Raw genomic sequence first — 20250 nt, 5'->3', positions numbered from 1 at the left:
CCGGGCTCGCCCGGGGTGGCGGGGAAGGTCAGGGACACGGTGGTTCTCCGATCAGTTCTTGGTCGATTCGGGGCGGCCGGCGACGGCCGCGGGGGTGCAGGTGGGGCAGCGGGGGCCGACGATGTAGAGGCGGACGCCTTCGGTGTTGCCGCAGTGGCCGCCGTCGGTGTCGCGCCACATTCCGCAGGCCCGGCTGGTGGGTGCGGCCGGTTTCGTGCGCGGGGCCGGCTTAGACACCGGCAGTCCAGTTCACGCGGGGGTACTTGATCGCGTGCAGCTCCCTCTCGGCCGCGGCCAGGAGGCGGGCGAGGGTGTCAGCGCGCTCACGTTCGCGGAGCTCCTCGCCGTGGATGCTGCGCGGCGGGGGCGGGGCTTCGACGGCGCGCTCGGTGTATCTGCGCGCCTGCGGCGAGGCGGTTGTCTCGGCCTGGCGGGTGAGACGAGCGGCCGCCAGCTGCGCGCGGGCCCCAGCGAGGTCGGTGGCGAGCTGGTCGCGTTCCTTGGTGCGTTCGGCCAGGTCCTCCCGGAGGCGGGTGTTCTCGGCTTGCAGGTCGGCGGCGTGGGCCTGGGCCTCGTCGCGCTCGCGGAGCAGCTGCAGAGTGTCGTCGTCGCGGCGGAGGGCCGCGAGCAGGTCTCGGAGGGTCATCGGGGCTCCTGAGGGATGTACGGGGTGGCGAGCTGGTCGGGGGCGTCGGGCCATTCGGGGATGTCGAAGGGGTCGCCGAGGTCCTTGAGGGCCTGCCAGGCGGCCCACGCGGTGAGGAAGCGGCGAATCATCTGGTGCTCACCCCCTGGGCGGCGAGCGCCCTTCGGCGGGCGCGGAGGTCCCCGCCGTACGGCCGCCGTTCCCGCAGGACGTCGAGGTCCCTGGGCGTGTCGGTGAAGACCGACAGCGGGAGGATCCCGAGCCTGTGGCGGCGCTGGGCTCCTTCGGAGTAGGTGGTGCCCGCCCAGATGCCGCGGACGTCGTACGCCATGGCGTAGGCGTCGCAGGCCTCGTACAGGGGGCACGCGCCGCACAGGGCCCTGAGGTCGGCGGGGCTGGCGCCGTGGCGGAAGAACGTGGACAGCGGGCGGCCGGCGCAGGCCGGGGTGACCCCCAGGGTGAGGGGGTGCGGGGCGTGCTCGGCGCGTCTCATGATCGGACCTCCGCGAAGCACGGCTTGCACCACGGCGACAGCCCGTCGGCGGTGCCGGGGCTGGTGAAGAACTCCGCGTGCGTACGCGGTTCCCGGCAGCGCGGGCAGGTCTTCGTCGGCTCCTTGTGCACGACCGGGGCGGCCTCGACCACCTCGGCCACCTCGATCACCGGTTCAGCCGGTACGACCGGCACCTCGGCGACCGATTCCGGACGAGGTCGGACGGGCGCGGATGGTTCCGGACGGGACCGGACGGTTTCGGAGGCCGCTGGTCGGCGGCGTGTGATCTGCGGCCGCCGCGGATCGTAGGCGAACCTCGGTGCCGTCGTCTCGGGCATCGTCGGCGTGATCCGGCGGATCTCCGGCGGGGGCGGGGTGAAGGCCGGCGGCGGGAAGGCGATCTCGTCGCGGCGGGCCTGCCGGGGAACGGCCTGGCCGGTCTGCGGGGCGCCGTCGAGGCGGGGCGCGTGCATGAGGACCGGCAGCGGAGCGATGCCCTGCGCGTTCCGCATCGCGGCCCGCTCCTGGCGGCTGGTGCCACCCCAGATGCCGTGCAGGTCGTAGGCGAGGGCGTACTCCACGCACTCCGCCTGAATCGGGCACAGGCGGCAGACAGTCCGGGCCATCCGGTTCACAGGGCCGATCTGCTCGGGGAAGAACAGCTCGGGGTCGACGTCGCGGCAGGCCGGGCGGACCTTGTCGACCGGCGGATAGGGCACCGGCGTGGCACGGCGCAGAGTCGTGGACATCACGCAGCCTCCCGCAGGGGGCGCTCGGCGAGACCGAGCCGGTAGCCGAGAAGGGTCAGGTGCTCGGCGGCCGTGCCGAGCCCCATCTCGACCGTTCTGGTCTCGCGCTGGAAGATCGTGCTCCGGCGAGTGTGGGCGCGCTCGGCGACCTGCCGCAGAGACAGCCCCGCACGGTTCCTGAGCAGCTTGAGATGGCACGGAATGTCGGCGCCTTCGACGAGGACCTGCCCGTCCTGGTCGAAGACGACCAGTCGCAGGCCGACGTATTCGGCCCAGGCTGCGGCGCGGGCGACCGTGGGCAGGCGGTGGTAGCGCCATTGACTGATGGTGCTGATGTTGACGCCGAGAATCGCGGCCAACTGAGACCGCCTGACCTTGCGCTGCCGGGTCCGCTGGACGAGGGTCGCCACGATGCGGCGGGCAGTCGTCATCGGGCACCCGCTTTCTCACGGGACTGGTCGAGGGCGCGAGCGGCCTGAACCAGCCGCCAGACGTGGCGAGTGGAGCAGCCGAGCCGATCGGCGAGCATGTCGATGTCGGTGACGCCTTGTCGGGTGAGGAACTGGTAGTCCTCCAGCAGCGCCTTGGACCTGTCCTGCACCGGATTCCAGGGCGGCCGTGGCTGATAGTCGCGTCGCGGAGGCGGTCCTTCCTTGGGGCGCCCTGCGCGTTTCCATCGGTCGTAGCAGGCGGCGACGTAGCCGAATCCGGCGTTGACGCCGGTCTCCTTGCAGCCGCAGGCGCAGGTGACGATCCGGCCGTACCTCACTCCCCCACCTCCCGGGGTGGGAGGGGCTCGCCGTACCCGGCCCAGCGCAGCGCGAGCACGATGTCGCGCAGGCGCGTCTTGACCCAGAAGTTCGGGGCTGCCGTGGGCAGGAACCCGTTGCCGGCGGTGGCGAGGGCGGTGACGCTGGCGAGGTCCATGTAGGCCCACCAGTCGCCCGCGTTTTCCAGGCCGTGACCGGGACGTTTCACGACCAGCACGGCGACGTCGGCCTCGGCGTGCTCGCGTTCGAGCTCGGCCTCGTCCCACCAGTCGGCGATCTGGGCGTCGGACACGTTGCGGTTGCGGGTCTTGATCTCCCAGGCGACGCCGGGGGTGCCGGTGATGTCGCCCTGGTCCTTGCCGCCCTTGAGGGTGCGGCGCTCGGCGCCGGGGAAGCCGTGGTCGCGGAGGAAGCGGACGACGGCGGTTTCGGCCTTGGTGCCGATCTCCTTGGGCCGGTTGCGCCGGCGGGGGGTGCCCGTCCCGGCCGTGGTGGCCGGGACGGGCGTGGCCGCGGGCGCTGGACCAGGGCGCACCGCGGGCGTCTTCGGTGAGGTGTTCATTAGTGGCCCGCCTTCCGGCCGCAGTTGACGGCGTCGCGGATGGGAGCGGTCACGTCGGACAGGACGAAGACGCCGCCGATCGTCGCCTCGCGGAGCTTGGGGCAGGTGCGGCAGCGGTAGAGGACGTGGGTCACGGCCTGCGCGGTCCCGAGCAGCCCGGACGGGCTGTGCGTGGCCGCGGCGTACCAGTCATGCCGGTGCAGCAGCGGGTACCGATCGCGGAGGAGGTAGCCAGCGGCCAGGCAGGTGAGGGCGACGGCCAGAAGGGTCGTGGTGCTCATCAGCGGACCTTCCGTGCGAGCTGGATGAGGGGCCGCTCGGTCGCGAGGTGAGTGGCGATCTCGTTGAGAGCCTCGGCCTCGCGGGTGGTGAGACGGTGCCCCCGGTCGGGGTGCACGGGCATGTCCGCGAGACGGATCCGCCGACGGAACTTCCGACGCGGCCGGGTGCGGTCGCGGGCGGGATGGCGGAGCGCGCGCCAGGTCGAGAAGACGAAGGCGGCGAGGATGGCCAGCCAGATGACGACGACGAGGACCAGGGTGGGGTTCACGCGCCACCGGCCTGCGCTTGCTCGGTGCGCTCGACGACCGTGTAGTACTCGCTGAGCTTCACCCGCTCCCAGATCTCGGGGTCGATCCGGTCGCCCTTCTCGGCCTTCTCCGGGTCGCAGCCCCAGCGGACGTACACGGCGCCCTCCATGAGGGCGAAGCTGGGCCAGTGGATCTTGCCGGACTCCAGGTCCCACGCCATCTGCGGCATGCCGCCGGGCAGCATGCGGCGGAAGTCGGGCATCGTCAGGGCGTCCAGGCGGCGGGCGATGGCCTTGCCGGTGGCGCGGCGGCGGTCGGGGACGATCGCGCCGTCGGTGTGCTGGTCGCGCCGCCACCCCTCGGGGATGGGCCCGTGCTCGGCTGTGTGCTGCACGCCGACCATCCGCCTGCCGTCGATGAGGGCGGGACGGCCTTCGAAGCCGAGTTCGTCGAGCAGCTGGCGGCGCTGGCGGCCGATCTGCTCGGCCTGCTCGTGTGCCTTGTCCCAGGCGGCGAGAATGCCGGGGTGCGTGCTGCGGTAGACGGTGAGGTCAGCCATCGAGGTCACCCGCCTCCTCGGCGAGTGCCGCCGTCAGGGCGGCAGCCTCCGGTGCGCACGCTGGGCACGGCCCGAACTCCGAACAGGCGCAGATGGACGCGCGCTCCCCCGCCTCTCGGAACGCCTGCCGCAGGCGGGCCTGTTCAGGTGTGGGCTCGTTCGCCACCGGGATGGACAGGGCCTCGCGCAGTAGCCGCTCAGCGTCGTGGATGCGGCCCTGTTCGATGTCGTTGAGGATGTCGAACGCCAGCGAACGGATCGCGGCAGTCTCGGTCTCGGCCTGGTGGAGGCGCTCGATCTCCGCCAGCAGCGCCGGGACATCCTGGCGGGCGCGGGCGATGAACAGGGCCAGTTCGGAGCCGTAGTCGGGCACGGTGGCGATCAGCCCGGCGATCGGGTTGTCCGTGGCGTACAGGACGTTCCAGCAGGAGTAGCCGAAGCCGTCGTCGGCGGTCTCGACTCGCCAAGGCGGCGGGTAAGAGGCCGGGATGCTGGCGCGTATCTGGGCGATCTGCTCGTCGGACAGGGGCTCAGCGTGGCCGGTGCCCCAGACGGCCACTGCAAGGGCGAGCGCTGCGTCGAGGCAGGCGCTGCACAGCTCGCCGAGCATCAGCGGGTCCGGCACCCAGTGGCAGCCGCCCACGCACGCCGCGTCCTCGGTGCAGCCGCACAGGCGGCAGGCGGGCTCGTCCTGCTCGTTGAAGCCGTCCTCGGGGTGGTCGGTGAACTCGCCTCGGGGGTCGGGGATGAGCATGAGCGCCAGTGGCTCGGCCAGGTCGGTGCCGAGGTCGACGTCGAGGCGTGTACGGCCGGGGCCGTAGAAGGTGACGACGGTGCGGCCGGTGTCCTCGTCCCGGGAGGTGCCGATGGTCTCGACGTTCGTGGTGACGGCCAGGCCGGCGCGGGCCTCCCGCAGCTCGGCGAGCATCAGGGGGATCGCGTCGGCGAGGCGCTGGCCGCTCTTACCGAGGGCGGCCACCTTCGGGAACACCACCTTGTAGGCGTCCTCGACCTCGGCCGGGTCGAGCGCCTCAGGGGTCGGAACGCTCACGACGCCCCTCCGGCCAGCTCGGCCCGGATGGCCTCGATCTTGGCGAGTTTCTCCCGCGCCTCCTGCTCGTACTCGCGAGCGCGGTCCCCTGTGTGGCCGGACCACTCGTCGGCACGCTCCTGCTCGTACTTGCTGATGGAGTCCAGTGCGGCGAGGACGGCCTCCCGGGTCGCCCAGGAGTCGTCCAGGATCGGGACCGTGTCGCGGTAGAGGCAGTCGGCGACGTAGCCGTACACGGTGGTGATGGACAGGTCGGCCCGGCGGTCGTACCAGGCGGCCTTGTAGAAGATCCCGATGCGCTTGCGGCCGTGCTCGTCCACGATGTCGGTGTGCATCGAGTGGCCGGTGCCGGCGCGCTTCCACCCGGGCGGGAGGGTCGCCTGGCGGAACAGCGGGTCGTTCGCGTCGACCGGGCCCAGGGTGAAGCCGAGCGCGGTCAGCTCCTCGTCGGATGCGCCCTTCGCGGGGATGATCTCGCAGTCGCCGCGCTGCATGGCTGCGGCGCCTTCGGCCTCCTGCTCCTCGATGGCGCCGGGGACGTGCACGCCGTGGATGGCGGGGATGGGGATGATCTGGTCGCGGGTGTTACGCGGACGGCTCATGCGTGGCGCTCCGGGGCGTGAGAAGGCTTGTACGGGTGGAAGGTGACCGCCCGCGCCACCGCGCGAGCCGACGAGGCGACGCACCGGCCGCGGTACGCGATCGGTCGCCACGCCCGTGCTACGTGCTTCGCTGCCTTCCGGCGCGCCGCGGGGCGCAGCGCGAGGTACTCGGCGGCCAGCACGGTCAACCAGAACGCGGTCTGGGCCAGGTTGAAGAGCGGGCTCATGACAGCCCCCGCTCGCTGTCGTCGCCGACGGGGTCCATGACCTTGGTGTCGGGCTTGCGAGGGCGGCGGCAGGACTGCCCCGCGACCTCGAACCCGCCGGTCTCCAGCACGTGCACGAAGCCGTTCTGCTGCCGGTCCCACACCATCAGGTCCCCGCAGACGGGGCAGTCGTCCGTGTCGCTGGGGCTGCGGACGTCGCCGGTGAGCTGGGGCGGGAATTCGGTGAGCGGCTCGACGAGGGCGATCTTCTGCTCGGCGCGGGCGATGGAGTCGCGCACGTCGGCCAGCAGCGCCCGGGCGGCCGCCGCCTCCCGCTCGTGGTAGGCGATGACGCCTTCGAGCTTCTCGGCCTCCGCGAGCTCGCGCTGCCGCCGCTCCTTGGTGTAGGCGATGGACTTCTCGGTGACCGGCGCGAGCGCGATGGGCCCGGCAGCGGCGTCGGTAAGGTAGGGATGTGCCATCTTGTTGATCTCCTTCGGGAGGTTGAGGGCGGCCCCCGCCGCGCGCACGGCGGGGGCTTGCTGCTGATCGGGGTCGATCACTCGTCGGCCACGGGGTCGCCGGGGTCGTAGTCGGCGCGGTCGCGGAAGCACTCCTCGCGGAACCGCTCGTCTTCGACGCGGGCGGCGAGATCTTGGCGGGCGCGGGTGATCCGCTCCCAGTCGGCCTCGGTGGCGGTCGTGGTCATCGGTCACCACCGACGAATTCGGCGACCTCGTCCCACCGGTTCGAGACGGTGGTGAGCAGAGTCCGCTCTCGCTCCATCGCGACCGTGTCTCGCTCCCACTGGTCGGCGTCGCGCCAGGCCCAGATCTCCTCCTCGATGAGGCGGGCCAGCGTGGTGGGGTCGAGTGCGTCCAGTTCCCAGGAGGATGTGCCGTGCTCGGCGATGTAGCCGCTGGCGCGGGAGTCGGTGAGCTTCGCCGGGTTGGGCGGTGGGTTGTACTGCTCGACCTGGTGCATGTTCAGGGCGATGCGCACCACGTTGGTGCTGGCGCCGAACAGCTGCAGTCGCTCTTCGATGTCCCGGGTCATGTCGACGCCGGAGGGGTCGTGGTCGCCCAGGTGGATGATGACGGTGTCCTGGCCCGTCTTCTCGTACCTGAGCATGCGCCGGGCAGCGCCCCACAGTTCGGACTGGGAGGTGTAGCCGCGGCAGGAGAAGTAGTCGACGTCGTACTGCTCGCAGATCCCGGCGATCACGCCGACCAGGGCGTCCTTCTCGATCCACACCTCGACGCGATGCGGTTGGTTGGCCCACCGCTCGGTGCGGTAGCTGTACGCGGACCCCTCGATGATCTCCGCGGGGTTGTCCCAGTGGGACAGACCGCGGAGGTTGCGGGTCCGGTCGACGATGTAGTTCCAGTCGATGAGGCCGGCCAGGCGGGCGTCGTTGACGACGGAGCCGAGGCGCTTGTACTCGGTCTGCTTGTTCGGGATCCAGCCGCGGGCAACGAACTGGTAGTAGAGCTGGCGCAGGGTGAGGTCGAAGCCCTGGCGGGCGTACTCGGCGCAGATCTGGTTGGCGCGCTCGATGATGTCGCGGTGCGCCGGGGAGAAGTCCTTGGGGATGTAGCAGATGCGGGGCATCAGTGGTCGCTTTCCGTGTCGCGGAAGGGATCGCGGGGTGGAGTGCCGAAGGCGATGAACCAGGCGAGGCGGGCCAGCTCGGTCATCTGGCGGAGGATCGCCCTGCCGGGCCAGGTCGCGAGGAGCAGTCCCCATGCGGCCGCGTTGGCGAGCAGGGACAGGACCAGGGCGACGATCAGCGGGCGGCGGGATGCCTTCTTCCGGGTGCTCACTCCGGCCTCCCCGTCAGGTCGGCGGTGGCCAGGACCGCGGCCAGCTCGTCGCTGTCCCACCCCGCGAACCGGGCCAGGCTGGCCGCCATGCGGATCGCGTCGCCCAGCTCGTGTGTGAGGCCGGCGAGCGGCCGCCACTGCCCCTGGCTGCGGCGGAATGGGAGGTAGGTGCGGCGGGCGGTGTGGTCGTACGGCGTGACGGAGATGACGGCGTCGACGTCGCCACCGGGCCGGTGGCCGAGGTACTCCACCTCGTACGCTTCGCGGGCGCCGAACAGGATGCGGCAGGCGGGCAAGGTCAAGGCCTCGGTCATCGCCGCTCACCCCGTTCGAGGCTGACGTGGGTCCAGACGGTGACCTGCACGCCCATGTGCTCACTGGTGACCTTGAGGAACTCGCGGTCCGTCTCGAACTCGGGGATCACCGCCGAGTTCAAGGCCGTCGCCCACTGGCGGAGCATCTCGATCCGCTCGCCAGGGGTGCCGGTGTAGGTGGGGATCTGGCCGTCCAGTTCGCCGGCGCTCAGGCTGTCGTTGACGGTCCAGGACGCCTGGGGCAGCTCGTGGGTGAGGAGGTCGAGGAGGGCGCGGGCGGCGGTGGCCTGCTTGTCGCGGTCGCTCATCACGCCTCATCGCCTGACTGCTCGTCGTCACGGGGTGACAAGGCGGTTATGCCGTCCGCGATCTTCCCGTTGGCGCCAACCATGGACGGAGCCCATCCAGCGGTGACGAACGCTCGGGCGGCCTCAAGGCTCGGGATCGACCCGGCGAAACCACTCGGGTTGCGGGACATCCACACCGCGAGTTCGTCCGCCGTGGCGAAGACGGGCGAGATGGGCGACCCTTCCGAGGTGGTCTCCCACAGCTGCCAGCCCTCACCGGTCGGAGGCTCGCTGGGCTGCCACGCCTCGTAGGCGGCGCGCTGCTCGTCGGTGCCGACCTCGCCCCTGCCGTTGCAGGCGGGACACTGACCCCAAGTCTCCGGCAACCCGGCAGCTTCTACGATCTTCTGGGTGGTCCTCCATCGGTCGATCGCGTCGTGACCGAAGGGGTCGCGAGGCGACCGCCCGGCGAGACCGGCGGACAGTTCCGCCGCGTCCGGGCCAGGCTTGACGCCGGGGCCCAGTGGGATTTCGGCAAGCCAGGGGTGAAGCGGGCGGTCATCGACTCCCGCCTCCCCGACCAGGTTGATCAGGTGGGCGATGCAGTTCAGGTAACGCGCGGCGATTGTGGTCCCCTCGCCGCCGCAGCTCTGACAGGTTGGAAGGTGCAACTCTTCCGGCATCAGGAAGCCGGACCAGACCGTCTTGAGTGGCCAGTCAAAGTCGAGCGGCACCCGCTTGATCTCGCGTCCCATTAGCGGGTCACCGTCTCGGCCTGGTCGGCGGCGGCGCGGATAAGCGCCACCACGTCCACCCGCGGGCGGGCGACGGTCCAGTGCCACAGCCATCCCCGGTAACCGGGCGCGTGCCGGAGCGTACGGGCCAGGACGTTGAAGGCGCTCTGCCGCTCGGGGCCGGCGGGAATGCTGTGCAGAGCGCGGACGATGTCGGGCGGGCTGAGCTCCGCCTGGGGCAGCTCGTCGAGGGCGTCGGCCAGGCGGCGCAGCGCGGGAGCCGGAGCGATCGCCTGCGTGGCGGTCGTCGCGAGGGCCTGCGCGAGTGTCGGTGCCGAGACGGCGAGGTCGCGGGGGCCGTGCGCGGCGATCGTGAAGCCGTCCGGCGTGTGGGTGATGTCGACCTGGTAGCCCTGGTCGTGGAGGGCGTCGAGGTTGGGGCGCATCTTCGGCGCGTCCTGGTGGATGATGGTCATGCCTTCGCTCCTGGTCTTGTGGCTCTGAGCGGGGGTGCGGGCTCGGCCGGGTGCGACGGCTGGGCCCGCTGCGTGTCAGCGGGGCGTGCAGGTGCAGATCTGGCCGATCAGGTGCGGTCGTCCCTGTTCGCACACGTAGGTGCTGGGGGTCATAGGCGGCAGGTACGGCAGGGAAGGCTTCGGGTCGCTCATGCCGCGTTCCCGGTGGCCTTGCGGCGGCGCGCGGCGGCGGACGCCTGGGCGAGGCGCAGCATGTAGGCGCGGTGCTTGGCCTTGGCCGCCTTCAGGCGAGTGCCGGCGTCCATCTGGCCGTTGGGGTCGACCTGCTCCAGCCAGTACTCGAGGGAGCCCTTGGACTTGGTGCGGGCCTTCTGGGTGCGGGCGGTGCGGTCGACGGTGTTGGCCCAGGACTCCAGGGCGCCGATGCGGCCGTTGGTGGCGTGAGCGCTCATGCCGTCTGCCCCGTTACTGCGGGGTACTTAGGTGTCACCTGCCGGGAGTTCCGATTGATCCCGTGAGCGCTCATCGGGCAGACTCCTGCCTGACTTCCTCACTGGGCGTCAAGAGATCCTCAACCGGGACGTCGAGTGCCTCCACGATCGCGTCGAGCACGTCGGGGTGCGGCATGTACTTGCCACTCTCCGCCCGTACCACCTGGAATCGAGAGACAGGGGTGCCGGTCTTGCTGCAGAGCTGCGCGAGCTCTTCCTGGGTGAGCCGCTTCCGTCGACGGACGGCCCGGAGTCTTCTCCCATCGAACGGGAGGTCGAGTAATGGTGTTCGAGCCATGAGCGCAGCCTACGCTCTGAGCGCTCATAAGCGCTAGTAACCGCTCATGATTTTTCCTGTCCGCCAACCATGCAGGTATGCCGACCTGCGAATGTGCGCTAATGTGCGCTTATTGATCCGGAGCGAGGGACATGCTGATGACCGCCGCCAGCAGCACCAAACGCCTGCTGCCAGAGGAAGGCAGGCGAGCACTCGAAAGCCGGGCCGAGCAACTACGCCTGACGTGGGACGCCGTCGCTGACCGAGCGGGCATGTCCGTCGCCCACCTGCGCCGCATCCGCAAAGGCGAGACCCCGATCACCTCACAGATGGCTGCCGGGCTGGAAGAAGCCCTCAAGCTGCAGCCGGGATCCATCGACGCACTGCTCGCCGGCGGCGCCATCACGCCACTGCCCGAGGCCCGCAAGAGCCTCGCCCAGCTGCTGGTCGAGCGTGGCATCGTCACCCCTGACGAGGTGACCCTCTCCGATGAGGTGGTCGACCCGGAAATCTCGGCGATCATGGAGATGGATGAGTTGTCCGAGGAGGCCAAGGACAACTTCCTCAGGGCGTACCAGCTGATGCGGCGATCGATCCTGTCAGTCCGGGAAACGAAGAAGCCGCGAGGGTGACCCTCGCGGCTTCCACGTGAGGTTGCTGTTCAGTTCCGCACGGCCGGGAACGGCCCGGTATCCGTCCAGGTCGACCGCATTTCGGCGCGATCCAGCTGCGCGGTTACCTGCGCCCGCGCGAGCGCCTCCAGGACCCGTTCCGCGGTGTGCTTGCAGGTGCGGTCGGCGTGCTCTTTCACCGCGTGTTCCATGCGGCTGGCGTACGCCTCGAAAGAGGTGGCGAGCGCGGCCTGGGTGCGCTGGGTATGGACGCGGATCGCCGCGATGACCGGGGGCGCGGCCATGAGGACGCACAGGAACGCCGTCCCGTCCTCGGCGATGGGGTCGTAGGTGGTGAAGGCGTCGACGCCCAAGATGGCGCCGGCGATGACCCCCGTGGCGAAGAGGATCATGTTCATGTTCGCGTATCGCCCCATTGCTGATACCTCCCGGACCACGGGTGACGTGGTCCTTTGTTGATGCGGCCCGTACCCCCCGGGCGATAAGTAGGGATACTTTACGTCTCAACTGTTGGCGTCAAAAGCCGTGTGATGTCGAAGTTTTCTGGATCTTCGAGGTGGCGGCTGGAAATTATGGCGTGCCGCGAATGGCCGGTTACGGTCGGTGCAGCTCAAGGCGGCGGAATGTTCGAATTGGTCCGATATGCCAGAACGTTCCAGGTGACGGAATGCTGCCTTTGTGGTTAGGGACTGATTGGGGTCACTTCCGGCGGGATGGGACCCGTGGGCGAGAGCGAGCCGACTGAGAGACCTGTCTCATAGTGTCCCATTTTGTTGATGACAGGGGGCGGTTACATGACTACGATCCGGGAACATGGCTGATCGCCAGGGCGAGGCCTAGATCGGCCACACGGTCACCTGTCCACCCCCCGGGCGATGTGATCGTGTGGTCCCGGAAGGGAGAGGCGGCCCCGAGCAAGGGAGATGCCCGGGGTCGCCGTCCCATCGGCGGGATGATCGTTGTCACTCCCCGCCGGGCCCTGACTCCCCCACGCGAATCTCAGCCGACTCCGCCGGGAGGACGTCGAGCTCGCCGCCCGCCCGCTCGATCACCAGAACCCAGGCGCCCTCGTCAAGCCCCAGCGTCGAGCGCTCCGACTCCGTCGCTCGCCGGGAGAAGATCCTCATCCCGGGCTCTGTCTTGACCACGGTCACATCCACCGCTCGAACGTACGTCCCACGCCCGGCCACCGTACGGACGAGCCCGAGTTCGGAGAGCAGGGCGACGGCGCGCCGCACAGTGTCGCGGCTGACTCCGAACTCCTGCTGGAGCTGATTCTCCGACGGGAGCGGCCGCCGCGGTTGTATCCGCCCGGACTCAATGCGCTCGCGCAGCGCATTGGCCAGTCTCCTGTAGACCGGCAGATCCGAGTCGTTGATCACCTGACTGACCGTACGGGCACCTACAGGTGCCCCCTCATCGGCATACAGGTGTGCCGACAGGTGCTCAAACGGCGTAGAAAGGCCCCAGCAGCGGCTACAGCTCGTCGCCCAGGGGGCGCCGTTTCCCCGCCTCACGGGCCCTCTCGTCGGCGAGGGAAGCGGCGTAGCGGTCGACCATCTGGCGGCTTCTCCAGCCGGCCAGGCGCATCAGCTCTTCCTCGCTGAGGTTCTGCTTGTTGTAGTGCGCCCAGGTGTGCCGCAGCATGTGCGGGTGCAGGCCGTCGATGCCGACGGCCCGGCCGCGGCGCTCGAGCATCTCCCGGATGCCCCACTTGGTCAGGACGCCCTTGTTCTTCTCGGCCAGCCACAGGTCGGGCTTGTCCGCCCACTTCTGCCGGGCCCGCTCGCGCAGGTAGCGGTCGATGACTACGGCGGCGCGCCGGCTGATGGTGACCACGCGGTTGCGGCGGCCCTTTCCGAGGACGCGGATCTCTCGCAGGTCCAGGTCCACGTCATCTACGGTGAGGGAGGCGAGCTCGGCGCGGCGTACGCCTGCGTCCATGAAGATGTAGATGATCGCGAGGTCTCTTCGTTGGATGAACTCGCGGCCTTGGCAGCTTTGCAGCAGGGCGCGGAGTTGGTCCTTGCGTAGGACGTCGATCGGCTGTTCGGGCACGGTGGGGGGTTTCAGGCCCTGCATCGGGTTGGGTAATTCCTCGATTTCACTCCACCAGGCCCAGAACTGCTGGATGGATCGGTACTGGTTGTTGGCGTATCCGGCTGATTTGGCATCCAGGAGAGATGTGATCCACGCCTGGATGTGATGGCGGGTGACGTCCTCCCACGAGGTGGCGGGGTCGGCGTCGTCGTTGCCGTCCCAGTCGGCGAGCCAGTTGGCGAATCGCTCGGTGGCGTCGGTGTAGATCCGGATGGTGTTGTCGCTGAGGTTTCTCGCGCGGAGGGATCGCCGAAATGAGGCGATGTCGCGTCCGAAAAGGCGTGCTGCGTTGTCGGTGAGGGGTGCCATGGGAGGCACCATAGGCGTGGATCTTGGTGAAGGCGAGTGGTTACTGAGCGCTGTAGCGATGGGGATACAAAAAAGTCCCCACCTGTTTTCGCAGGTGGGGAGGGTATTGTGGGCGGTACTGGGTTCGAACCAGTGACCCCTCGCTTGTAAGGCGAGTGCTCTACCGCTGAGCTAACCGCCCGGACCGGACTACACCTTACGACACCGACCCGCCTCTCAGCACATCGAGCGACCAGTCGGCGCCCGCGTCGCCGTCTCCCGCCGCCTGCCAGCCGAGGAGGGCCGCCCCCAGCATGCCCGCCCGTGGGCCCAGGGCGGCCGGGCGTACGGGCGGGGGCTCCTGGAAGGCCAGTCGGCCGGCCAGCCGTTCCCGCAGCGGCTCGAACAGTGTCGCACCGGCCTCCGCCAGGCCGCCTCCGATGACGATCAGAGCCGGGTCGAGCACGAGCACGTACGACGCGAGGGCGATGGCAAGGGCCTCGATCGCCTCGCCGAACACCTCGGCGGCCGTCGGATCTCCCGCGACCGCGAGCTCGACGACCTCCTTCGCGGTCGCCGTACGGCCGGAGCGCGCCGTGAAGCGGCGGGCCACGGCCGAGGCGGAGGCGTAGGTCTCCAGGCAGCCGATCTGCCCGCAGGCGCACTTCTCCCCCGCGGGCCAGACGGACGCGTGCCCGATCTCACCGCCCCAGCCGTGCGCGCCGCCGTACGGCTCGCCGCGGAGCACCACCGCTCCCGCGATGCCGGTGCCGATGGGCAGGAAGAGGAAATCGGCGACGTCGCGGCCCGCGCCGAAGACGCTCTCGGCCAGGCCGCCCGTGCGGACGTCGTGGCCGAGCCGCGCCGGGATGCCCGGAGGCGTGAACGCCTCGGCAGGCACGTCGCGCCAGCCGATGTTGGCCGAGTAGAGGGCGGTGGACGCGGTGACGATGCCCGGGACGGCCAGGCCCACCCCGGCGGGCGGGGCGCCGAACCGGGACCGGCCGAGGTCGGCGATCTCGTCGGCGTAGGCGCGCACGGCCTCCACCACCGCGTCGGGGCCGTTCTCACGCCCGGTGGGACGCCCGGCGAGGACGGTGACCTCGCCCCGGCGGGTGACGAGGCCGCCCTTCATCGAGGTGCCGCCCACGTCGAGCGCGACCACGTACGGCACGGGCTGCGTCACGAGCGGCCCAGGACGCGGTCGAGGGCCGCCTCCACCTCCGCGGCGAGGCCGGGCATGCGGACGGAACCCGGCGAGCCGGCCGTGACGAGCGGCTCACCGGCGCGGGCGAGCCGCACCTCGCCGCAGGAGCGGCACTCGATCTCCCCCAGGCGGCAGATCAGCGCGATCGAGCCGCACGAGGCGCACGTGTCGAGATCGAGATCGTGCACACGCTGGCAGTCCGGGCAGACGAGGACCTGCGCCTCGTGGCGCACCGCGCGCTTCCAGGGGCTGGCGCCGCGGACGGGGTCGGTCTGCCGGGCCCCGCACCTGTAGCAGGGCATCGTGGCCTCCAATGGGGCGAGTCGGAGTCGGAGTCGGATATGTCAGTGCCCGGGGGCGGGCAATGAAACGATCAGATTTCCGCGAGCGCCTTCCGGTACTCGTCGAGATCGCGTGCGGAACCGACCGGGTTGACGACCTTCCAGCGCACGACGCCTTCGCCGTCGATGATGAAGGTGCCCCGGAGCGCGAGTCCCCTGTCCTCATCGAGAACACCGTACGCCCGGGCGACCTCACCATGGGGCCAGAAATCCGACAACAGGGGAAACGAGAAGCCCTCCTGGTCGGCCCAGGCACGCTGGCTGAACATCGAGTCGACCGACACCGCCAGCACCTGGACATGCGGAGGCAGCGAGCCGGCGAGCTCGTCGCGGATGGCCGCGAGCTCGCCGTGGCAGACGGGGCTGAAGGACAGGGGATAGAAGACGAGCATGACCGTCTTGCCCCGCAGGTCGGAGAGGCGCACGGGAACGCCGTGCTGGTCCTTGAGCGTGAAATCCGGAGCCCGCTGCCCGACCTCTACCGCCATGAGCAGTCCCTCCCCAGGTGTCCGCTCATCATCCTGCCGTACGGCATCCCCGGGCCGTACGGCAGGGCAATACTCAGCGGCGGGCCTTCGGGGCGACGAGCCTCGTGCCCGACCAGTCCCTGGCGGCGCTCACGCTGCTCGTCTGCGACAGTCCGGCGGTCGCCGCGTCCTCACCGATGTCGCTGGGCTCCACGTGGCCCTCGCGACCCGCCTTGGGGGTCAGCAGCCAGATCTGGCCTCCGTCGGCGAGTGCGGTCATCGCGTCGCTCAGCGCGTCGAAGAGATCGCCGTCGCCGTCACGCCACCAGAGCAGCACCACGTCGACGACGTCCTCGTAGTCCTCGTCCACCAGCTCGTTGCCGGTCAGCTCCTCGATGGACTGGCGCAGCGCCTCGTCGCAGTCCTCGTCCCAGCCGACCTCCTGCACCACCTGACCCGCTTTGAGGCCGAGTCGTTCGGCCAGGCCGCGCTCGTCCTGCGCCTGACCCGCGGTCGCGCTCACGTTTATCCCTCCTGCTTCGGGTGACCCCGCCCATGTCTGCGGTTGTCCCGGCTCGTTGAGAGCCATGCTTCGGCACAGTCCACACGCTGCGACCCGTCGTCGTCAACGGTCGCCACGGCGGGTGACCCGCACCGTTATCTCTTAATCGGTCAAAAACGACAAACGAACACGCCTGTCAGGGTTGTCGACGTTGAGGTCGATCAGGGCGACCGACTGCCAGGTCCCCAGCGCCAGCCTGCCCCCGAGGACGGGAACGGTCGCGTACGGCGGGATGAAGGCGGGCATGACATGCGACCTCCCGTGCCCACGGGAACCGTGCGCATGCCGCCACCGGTCGTCCGCCGGCAGCAGGTCACCCAGCGCGGCCAGCAGGTCCTCGTCGCTGCCCGAGCCGAGCTCCAGCAGCGCCACGCCCGCCGTCGCGTGCGGGACGAAGACGTGCAGCAGCCCGTCTCCCCCGCACTCGCGCGCGAAATCGGCGCACTCCTTCGTTATGTCGTGCACGCGCTCGCGCGCGCCGGTCCGCACCTCGATCACCGTCGATTTCACATCCGCGATATTACGATTCGCGCTGAGCTGGGAGGACGACGGCGTCCGGACCGGGGAAGACGAGCGCTTCGTGCCCGTCCTCGTACCTCACCAGGAACGGCGGGCCGCCCTCTGGACCGCGGACCTCGACGATCACACCGTGCTTCTCGTGGTCGCCCACGACGGCACCGTGCACCACCAGCCGGTCCCCTACCGTTGCGTGCATCTCGATCCCCCTCTCTCCAGAGCCTGGTACGGCTATCGCCACCTGGAAAGAGGAGAAACCCCCCTCTCCACAGAGGGAGGGACAACTCATACCAAAACGTTACGCTTCCGGCATGCCCTCTCCGGCCCCGCCCGCGCGGCCCCGGAAACATGCCGGAGACGTGGAGACAGGCCAGGTGGAGGCTGCCTGGACAATGATCGGGGCGGCTACGACCGCGTCGGCGCGGCGACTTCGCGCGGCCTTCGAGGTAGGGCGCGGCCAGGCCGGGTACGGACGTTCCCGACCAGGCACGATGCGACGCCGGCGACCTTGCGAGGGCCCCGGCGGCGAGCGGGAATGGATGGTGGGTAAAAATCGTCCTACCATCGGTGGTCTAGGCCAAGACCTGCCCCGCAGCCAGCGCGGACGGCCCGGTTACCGGGAAGTAGAGATGCACTTTCCGGTGGGACGAGACAGGATGGAAGAAGACCGCAACGCCGCGATCATGCGCTGACCGCATCGCAGCAGGCAACCCAGACGTAACAGATCCGACGAGACAAAGTCCATTCTCGGAAGGCGAGACCCAGTGGCTTCCGGACGCCAGCGTTTTTCGATCATCAGTGACGGCCTACCCAGCCAGTTGCCTGATGTCGATCCGAGCGAGACCAACGAATGGCTCGAATCGCTCGACAACGTCATCAAGACCGAGGGCCGCACCCGGGCCCGCTACCTGATGCTCCGGCTGCTGGAGCGCGCCCGTGAACACCAGGTCGGCGTGCCCGGCCTGCGGAGCACGGACTACATCAACACCATTCCCCCGGAGCGCGAGCCCTGGTTCCCGGGGGACGAGTACGTCGAGCGCCGCATCCGGGCCTACATCCGCTGGAACGCGGCGGTGATGGTCACCCGTGCCAACGCGCGGACCAACGTCGGCGGTCACATCGCCACCTACGCGTCCGCGGCCTCGCTCTACGAGGTGGGCTTCAACCACTTCTTCCGCGGTAAGGACCACGGGGAGTCGGGCGACCAGATCTTCATCCAGGGCCACGCGGCCCCCGGTATCTACGCCCGCGCCTTCCTGGAGGGCCGCCTCGACGCGCCCCAGCTCGACGCGTTCCGTCAGGAGCTGTCCCACGGGATCAAGGGCCTGCCCTCCTACCCGCACCCCCGGCTGATGTCGGACTTCTGGGAGTTCCCCACGGTCTCCATGGGCCTGGGCCCGATCGGCGCGATCTACCAGGCGCGGTTCAACCGCTACCTGCTCAGCCGCAAGATCAAGGACACCAGCCGCAGCCACGTCTGGTGCTTCCTGGGCGACGGCGAGATGGACGAGCCCGAGTCGCTCGGCGCGATCGGCGTCGCGGCCCGCGAGGAGCTCGACAACCTCACCTTCGTCATCAACTGCAACCTGCAGCGGCTCGACGGCCCGGTACGCGGCAACGGCAAGATCATCCAGGAGCTGGAGTCGTACTTCCGCGGCGCCGGCTGGAACGTGATCAAGGTCGTCTGGGGCCGTGACTGGGACCCGCTGCTGGCGGCCGACGTCGACGGCGTGCTGGTCAACCAGATGAACACCACGCCCGACGGCCAGTTCCAGACCTACTCGGTCGAGTCGGGCTCGTACATCCGGGAGAACTTCTTCGGCGGCGACCCGCGGCTGCGCAAGATGGTCGAGCACATGTCGGACGACGACATCCGCAAGCTGTCGCGCGGCGGCCACGACTACCGCAAGGTGTACGCCGCGTTCAAGGCGGCCCGCGAGCACGTCGGTCAGCCGACCGTCATCCTGGCCCAGACGATCAAGGGCTGGACGCTCGGCAAGGACTTCGAGGCGCGCAACGCCACGCACCAGATGAAGAAGATGAGCAAGGCCGAGCTCAAGGAGTTCCGCGACCGGCTCTACCTGCCCATCCCGGACAAGGACCTCGAGGCCGACCTCCCGCCGTACTTCCACCCCGGCCAGGACAACGACGAGATCGCCTACATGAAGGAGCGCCGGGCGGCGCTCGGCGGCTACCTGCCCAAGCGGGTAGTACGCGCCAAGCCGCTCAAGCTCCCCGGCGACCCCGTCTACTCCGGCCTGCGCAAGGGCTCCGGCAAGCAGAACGTCGCCACCACCATGGCGTTCGTCCGCCTGCTCAAGGACCTCATGCGCGACAAGGAGATCGGCGCCAGGTTCGTGCCGATCATCCCGGACGAGGCTCGCACATTCGGTGTGGACGCGATGTTCCCGACCGCCAAGATCTACTCGCCCCACGGGCAGACGTACGAGGCGGTCGACCGCGAGCTGCTGCTGTCCTACAAGGAGTCGACCGAGGGTCAGATCCTGCACGAGGGCATCAGCGAGGCCGGCTCGATGGGCTCGGTCATCGCGGCGGGCTCGTCGTACGCCACCCACGGCGAGCACATGATCCCGGTTTACATCTTCTACTCGATGTTCGGGTTCCAGCGGACCGCCGACCAGATGTGGCAGCTCGGCGACCAGATGGGCCGGGGCTTCCTGCTCGGCGCGACGGCCGGCCGCACCACGCTGAACGGCGAGGGCCTGCAGCACGAGGACGGCCACACCCCGCTGATCGCCTCGACCAACCCCGCCGCCGTGGCGTACGACCCGGCGTGGGCGTTCGAGATCGCGCACATCGTCAAGGACGGCCTGCGGAGGATGTACGGGGAGCACCCCGAGGACGTCTTCTACTACCTGACCGTCTACAACGAGCCCTATCCGCAGCCGGCCGAGCCGGAGAACGTGGACGTGGAGGGGGTCCTCAAGGGCCTCTACCTCTACGCCCCGGCGACGGGCGACGGGCCGAAGGCGAACATCCTGGTGTCCGGCGTCGCCGGCCCGTGGGCGCTGGAGGCGCAGCGGATGCTGGCGGAGGACTGGGGCGTGTCGGCCTCGGTCTGGTCGGCCACGTCCTGGAGCGAGCTGCGCAGGGACGCCCTGGCCGTCGAGGAGCACAACCTGCTCAACCCCGACGCCGAGCAGCGCGTGCCGTACGTGACCAGCAAGCTGTCGGGTGTCCAGGGGCCGTTCATGGGCGTCAGCGACTACATGCGCGCCGTCCCGGACCAGATCGCCCAGTGGGTGCCCGGTGACTGGACCTCGCTCGGCACCGACGGCTTCGGTCTGTCCGACACGCGTTCGGCGCTGCGCCGCCACTTCCACGTGGACGCGGCCTCGATCACGCTGGCGGTGCTGACCCAGCTCGTGCGGCGCGGCGAGGTCAAGCCCGAGACGCTGCAGGAGGCCGTCGCCCGTTATCACCTCAAGAACGGGGTGACCGAGGTGTCGGCCCAGCAGACCCCGGAGACCAACGACACCCAGTCGATGGGCGTCTGATCCGCGGATCGTCCGGCGGCCCCCGTTCCGGCGGGGGCCGCCGTCGTTT

The 20250-nt window shown here is 69.7% G+C and carries 35 protein-coding genes and 1 tRNA gene; 2 read left to right on the top strand and 34 right to left on the bottom strand.

From position 1 onward, the window contains the following. Positions 1–51 precede the first annotated feature (51 nt). The 24 genes from ACQEVJ_RS11225 to ACQEVJ_RS11110 form a co-directional block, all read right to left on the bottom strand. Positions 52–237 (bottom strand): hypothetical protein, encoded by a 186-nt coding sequence (locus tag ACQEVJ_RS11225; protein WP_433099882.1) that lies wholly within the window; start codon positions 235–237, stop codon positions 52–54. Beyond that, positions 230–646: a hypothetical protein gene (locus ACQEVJ_RS11220; protein ID WP_433099880.1), complete on the bottom strand. Its 417-nt coding sequence runs from the start codon at positions 644–646 to the stop codon at positions 230–232. Before ACQEVJ_RS11220 ends, ACQEVJ_RS11225 begins: the two co-directional genes overlap by 8 nt. Next, positions 643–777 (bottom strand): hypothetical protein, encoded by a 135-nt coding sequence (locus ACQEVJ_RS11215; RefSeq protein WP_433099878.1) that lies wholly within the window; start codon positions 775–777, stop codon positions 643–645. The genes ACQEVJ_RS11220 and ACQEVJ_RS11215 overlap by 4 nt, the downstream gene beginning before the upstream one ends. Continuing rightward, the gene (locus ACQEVJ_RS11210) at positions 774–1139 is read right to left on the bottom strand and encodes a WhiB family transcriptional regulator (RefSeq protein ID WP_433099876.1); all 366 of its coding nucleotides are present in this window, start codon (positions 1137–1139) and stop codon (positions 774–776) included. Before ACQEVJ_RS11210 ends, ACQEVJ_RS11215 begins: the two co-directional genes overlap by 4 nt. Continuing rightward, on the bottom strand, positions 1136–1888 hold the full coding sequence (locus ACQEVJ_RS11205; RefSeq protein WP_433099874.1) for a WhiB family transcriptional regulator: 753 nt from the start codon (positions 1886–1888) through the stop codon (positions 1136–1138). The genes ACQEVJ_RS11210 and ACQEVJ_RS11205 overlap by 4 nt, the downstream gene beginning before the upstream one ends. Continuing rightward, on the bottom strand, positions 1888–2319 hold the full coding sequence (locus tag ACQEVJ_RS11200; protein ID WP_433099872.1) for a hypothetical protein: 432 nt from the start codon (positions 2317–2319) through the stop codon (positions 1888–1890). The genes ACQEVJ_RS11205 and ACQEVJ_RS11200 overlap by 1 nt, the downstream gene beginning before the upstream one ends. Next, positions 2316–2657, bottom strand: a complete 342-nt coding sequence (locus ACQEVJ_RS11195; protein ID WP_433099870.1) for a hypothetical protein — start codon at positions 2655–2657, stop codon at positions 2316–2318. The genes ACQEVJ_RS11200 and ACQEVJ_RS11195 overlap by 4 nt, the downstream gene beginning before the upstream one ends. Further along, positions 2654–3220, bottom strand: a complete 567-nt coding sequence (locus ACQEVJ_RS11190; RefSeq protein WP_433099868.1) for a hypothetical protein — start codon at positions 3218–3220, stop codon at positions 2654–2656. The genes ACQEVJ_RS11195 and ACQEVJ_RS11190 overlap by 4 nt, the downstream gene beginning before the upstream one ends. Further along, positions 3220–3501 (bottom strand): hypothetical protein, encoded by a 282-nt coding sequence (locus ACQEVJ_RS11185; protein WP_433099866.1) that lies wholly within the window; start codon positions 3499–3501, stop codon positions 3220–3222. The genes ACQEVJ_RS11190 and ACQEVJ_RS11185 overlap by 1 nt, the downstream gene beginning before the upstream one ends. After that, positions 3501–3770 carry a hypothetical protein gene (locus ACQEVJ_RS11180; protein WP_433099864.1) on the bottom strand — a complete coding sequence of 90 codons (270 nt, stop codon included), beginning with the start codon at positions 3768–3770 and terminating at the stop codon, positions 3501–3503. The genes ACQEVJ_RS11185 and ACQEVJ_RS11180 overlap by 1 nt, the downstream gene beginning before the upstream one ends. After that, positions 3767–4318 carry a hypothetical protein gene (locus ACQEVJ_RS11175; protein ID WP_433099862.1) on the bottom strand — a complete coding sequence of 184 codons (552 nt, stop codon included), beginning with the start codon at positions 4316–4318 and terminating at the stop codon, positions 3767–3769. The genes ACQEVJ_RS11180 and ACQEVJ_RS11175 overlap by 4 nt, the downstream gene beginning before the upstream one ends. Then, complete coding sequence (locus ACQEVJ_RS11170) at positions 4302–5360, bottom strand: hypothetical protein (RefSeq protein ID WP_433099860.1); 1059 nt, start codon at positions 5358–5360, stop codon at positions 4302–4304. The genes ACQEVJ_RS11175 and ACQEVJ_RS11170 overlap by 17 nt, the downstream gene beginning before the upstream one ends. Continuing rightward, the gene (locus tag ACQEVJ_RS11165; protein WP_433099858.1) at positions 5357–5962 is read right to left on the bottom strand and encodes a hypothetical protein; all 606 of its coding nucleotides are present in this window, start codon (positions 5960–5962) and stop codon (positions 5357–5359) included. The genes ACQEVJ_RS11170 and ACQEVJ_RS11165 overlap by 4 nt, the downstream gene beginning before the upstream one ends. Further along, positions 5959–6189 (bottom strand): hypothetical protein, encoded by a 231-nt coding sequence (locus tag ACQEVJ_RS11160; protein ID WP_433099857.1) that lies wholly within the window; start codon positions 6187–6189, stop codon positions 5959–5961. Before ACQEVJ_RS11160 ends, ACQEVJ_RS11165 begins: the two co-directional genes overlap by 4 nt. Further along, on the bottom strand, positions 6186–6731 hold the full coding sequence (locus tag ACQEVJ_RS11155) for a hypothetical protein (protein WP_433099855.1): 546 nt from the start codon (positions 6729–6731) through the stop codon (positions 6186–6188). Before ACQEVJ_RS11155 ends, ACQEVJ_RS11160 begins: the two co-directional genes overlap by 4 nt. After that, entirely contained in the window at positions 6728–6877 is a 150-nt protein-coding gene (locus ACQEVJ_RS11150; RefSeq protein ID WP_433099853.1) for a hypothetical protein, read from the bottom strand. Before ACQEVJ_RS11150 ends, ACQEVJ_RS11155 begins: the two co-directional genes overlap by 4 nt. Beyond that, a complete protein-coding gene (locus ACQEVJ_RS11145) occupies positions 6874–7779 on the bottom strand; it encodes a hypothetical protein (protein ID WP_433099851.1) in 906 nt (301 codons plus the stop codon). Before ACQEVJ_RS11145 ends, ACQEVJ_RS11150 begins: the two co-directional genes overlap by 4 nt. Then, a complete protein-coding gene (locus tag ACQEVJ_RS11140) occupies positions 7779–7991 on the bottom strand; it encodes a hypothetical protein (protein ID WP_433099849.1) in 213 nt (70 codons plus the stop codon). The genes ACQEVJ_RS11145 and ACQEVJ_RS11140 overlap by 1 nt, the downstream gene beginning before the upstream one ends. Beyond that, positions 7988–8305 carry a hypothetical protein gene (locus ACQEVJ_RS11135; RefSeq protein WP_433099847.1) on the bottom strand — a complete coding sequence of 106 codons (318 nt, stop codon included), beginning with the start codon at positions 8303–8305 and terminating at the stop codon, positions 7988–7990. Before ACQEVJ_RS11135 ends, ACQEVJ_RS11140 begins: the two co-directional genes overlap by 4 nt. After that, entirely contained in the window at positions 8302–8613 is a 312-nt protein-coding gene (locus ACQEVJ_RS11130; RefSeq protein ID WP_433099845.1) for a hypothetical protein, read from the bottom strand. Before ACQEVJ_RS11130 ends, ACQEVJ_RS11135 begins: the two co-directional genes overlap by 4 nt. Then, a complete protein-coding gene (locus ACQEVJ_RS11125; protein WP_433099843.1) occupies positions 8613–9347 on the bottom strand; it encodes a hypothetical protein in 735 nt (244 codons plus the stop codon). Before ACQEVJ_RS11125 ends, ACQEVJ_RS11130 begins: the two co-directional genes overlap by 1 nt. Continuing rightward, positions 9347–9802, bottom strand: a complete 456-nt coding sequence (locus ACQEVJ_RS11120; protein WP_433099841.1) for a hypothetical protein — start codon at positions 9800–9802, stop codon at positions 9347–9349. Before ACQEVJ_RS11120 ends, ACQEVJ_RS11125 begins: the two co-directional genes overlap by 1 nt. 188 nt (positions 9803–9990) lie before the next feature. Next, complete coding sequence (locus ACQEVJ_RS11115; protein WP_433099840.1) at positions 9991–10254, bottom strand: hypothetical protein; 264 nt, start codon at positions 10252–10254, stop codon at positions 9991–9993. A 70-nt stretch (positions 10255–10324) separates the two neighbouring features. Then, positions 10325–10591, bottom strand: coding sequence for a helix-turn-helix transcriptional regulator (locus ACQEVJ_RS11110; RefSeq protein ID WP_433099838.1), 267 nt, complete (start codon positions 10589–10591; stop codon positions 10325–10327). A gap of 131 nt (positions 10592–10722) precedes the next feature. Here ACQEVJ_RS11110 and ACQEVJ_RS11105 point away from each other — a divergent pair, with 131 nt between their 5' ends. Continuing rightward, the gene (locus ACQEVJ_RS11105; protein ID WP_433099836.1) at positions 10723–11202 is read left to right on the top strand and encodes a helix-turn-helix domain-containing protein; all 480 of its coding nucleotides are present in this window, start codon (positions 10723–10725) and stop codon (positions 11200–11202) included. A 29-nt stretch (positions 11203–11231) separates the two neighbouring features. On the opposite strand, the gene ACQEVJ_RS11100 is transcribed toward ACQEVJ_RS11105, so the two are convergent. From ACQEVJ_RS11100 to ACQEVJ_RS11055, 10 genes are all read right to left on the bottom strand, one after another. After that, the gene (locus tag ACQEVJ_RS11100; protein ID WP_433099834.1) at positions 11232–11618 is read right to left on the bottom strand and encodes a hypothetical protein; all 387 of its coding nucleotides are present in this window, start codon (positions 11616–11618) and stop codon (positions 11232–11234) included. Positions 11619–12164: 546 nt separating this feature from the next. Further along, entirely contained in the window at positions 12165–12584 is a 420-nt protein-coding gene (locus ACQEVJ_RS11095; RefSeq protein WP_433099832.1) for a GntR family transcriptional regulator, read from the bottom strand. 94 nt (positions 12585–12678) lie between these two features. Continuing rightward, the gene (locus tag ACQEVJ_RS11090) at positions 12679–13611 is read right to left on the bottom strand and encodes a tyrosine-type recombinase/integrase (RefSeq protein WP_433099830.1); all 933 of its coding nucleotides are present in this window, start codon (positions 13609–13611) and stop codon (positions 12679–12681) included. Positions 13612–13720: 109 nt separating this feature from the next. Next, positions 13721–13792, bottom strand: a tRNA-Val gene (locus ACQEVJ_RS11085). Between the two features lie 15 nt (positions 13793–13807). Next, positions 13808–14776: an ROK family protein gene (locus tag ACQEVJ_RS11080; protein WP_433099828.1), complete on the bottom strand. Its 969-nt coding sequence runs from the start codon at positions 14774–14776 to the stop codon at positions 13808–13810. Continuing rightward, positions 14773–15099: a hypothetical protein gene (locus tag ACQEVJ_RS11075; protein ID WP_433099826.1), complete on the bottom strand. Its 327-nt coding sequence runs from the start codon at positions 15097–15099 to the stop codon at positions 14773–14775. Before ACQEVJ_RS11075 ends, ACQEVJ_RS11080 begins: the two co-directional genes overlap by 4 nt. A gap of 71 nt (positions 15100–15170) precedes the next feature. Continuing rightward, entirely contained in the window at positions 15171–15626 is a 456-nt protein-coding gene (locus ACQEVJ_RS11070) for a peroxiredoxin (RefSeq protein WP_433099824.1), read from the bottom strand. Between the two features lie 73 nt (positions 15627–15699). Further along, positions 15700–16128: a DUF3052 domain-containing protein gene (locus tag ACQEVJ_RS11065; RefSeq protein ID WP_030505660.1), complete on the bottom strand. Its 429-nt coding sequence runs from the start codon at positions 16126–16128 to the stop codon at positions 15700–15702. A gap of 141 nt (positions 16129–16269) precedes the next feature. Further along, entirely contained in the window at positions 16270–16677 is a 408-nt protein-coding gene (locus tag ACQEVJ_RS11060) for a YjbQ family protein (RefSeq protein WP_079313602.1), read from the bottom strand. Between the two features lie 10 nt (positions 16678–16687). Further along, positions 16688–16882 carry a DUF1918 domain-containing protein gene (locus ACQEVJ_RS11055; protein WP_139576418.1) on the bottom strand — a complete coding sequence of 65 codons (195 nt, stop codon included), beginning with the start codon at positions 16880–16882 and terminating at the stop codon, positions 16688–16690. 565 nt (positions 16883–17447) lie between these two features. Here ACQEVJ_RS11055 and aceE point away from each other — a divergent pair. Further along, positions 17448–20201 carry a pyruvate dehydrogenase (acetyl-transferring), homodimeric type gene (gene aceE / locus ACQEVJ_RS11050; protein ID WP_433099821.1) on the top strand — a complete coding sequence of 918 codons (2754 nt, stop codon included), beginning with the start codon at positions 17448–17450 and terminating at the stop codon, positions 20199–20201. Positions 20202–20250 lie beyond the last annotated feature (49 nt).

Origin of the sequence: Microbispora sp. CA-102843, assembly GCF_050936215.1 — a bacterium.
Lineage (GTDB): Bacteria > Actinomycetota > Actinomycetes > Streptosporangiales > Streptosporangiaceae > Microbispora.
Note: the sequence above shows the minus strand (reverse complement) of the source record. Positions and strands in the feature narration are given on the sequence as shown.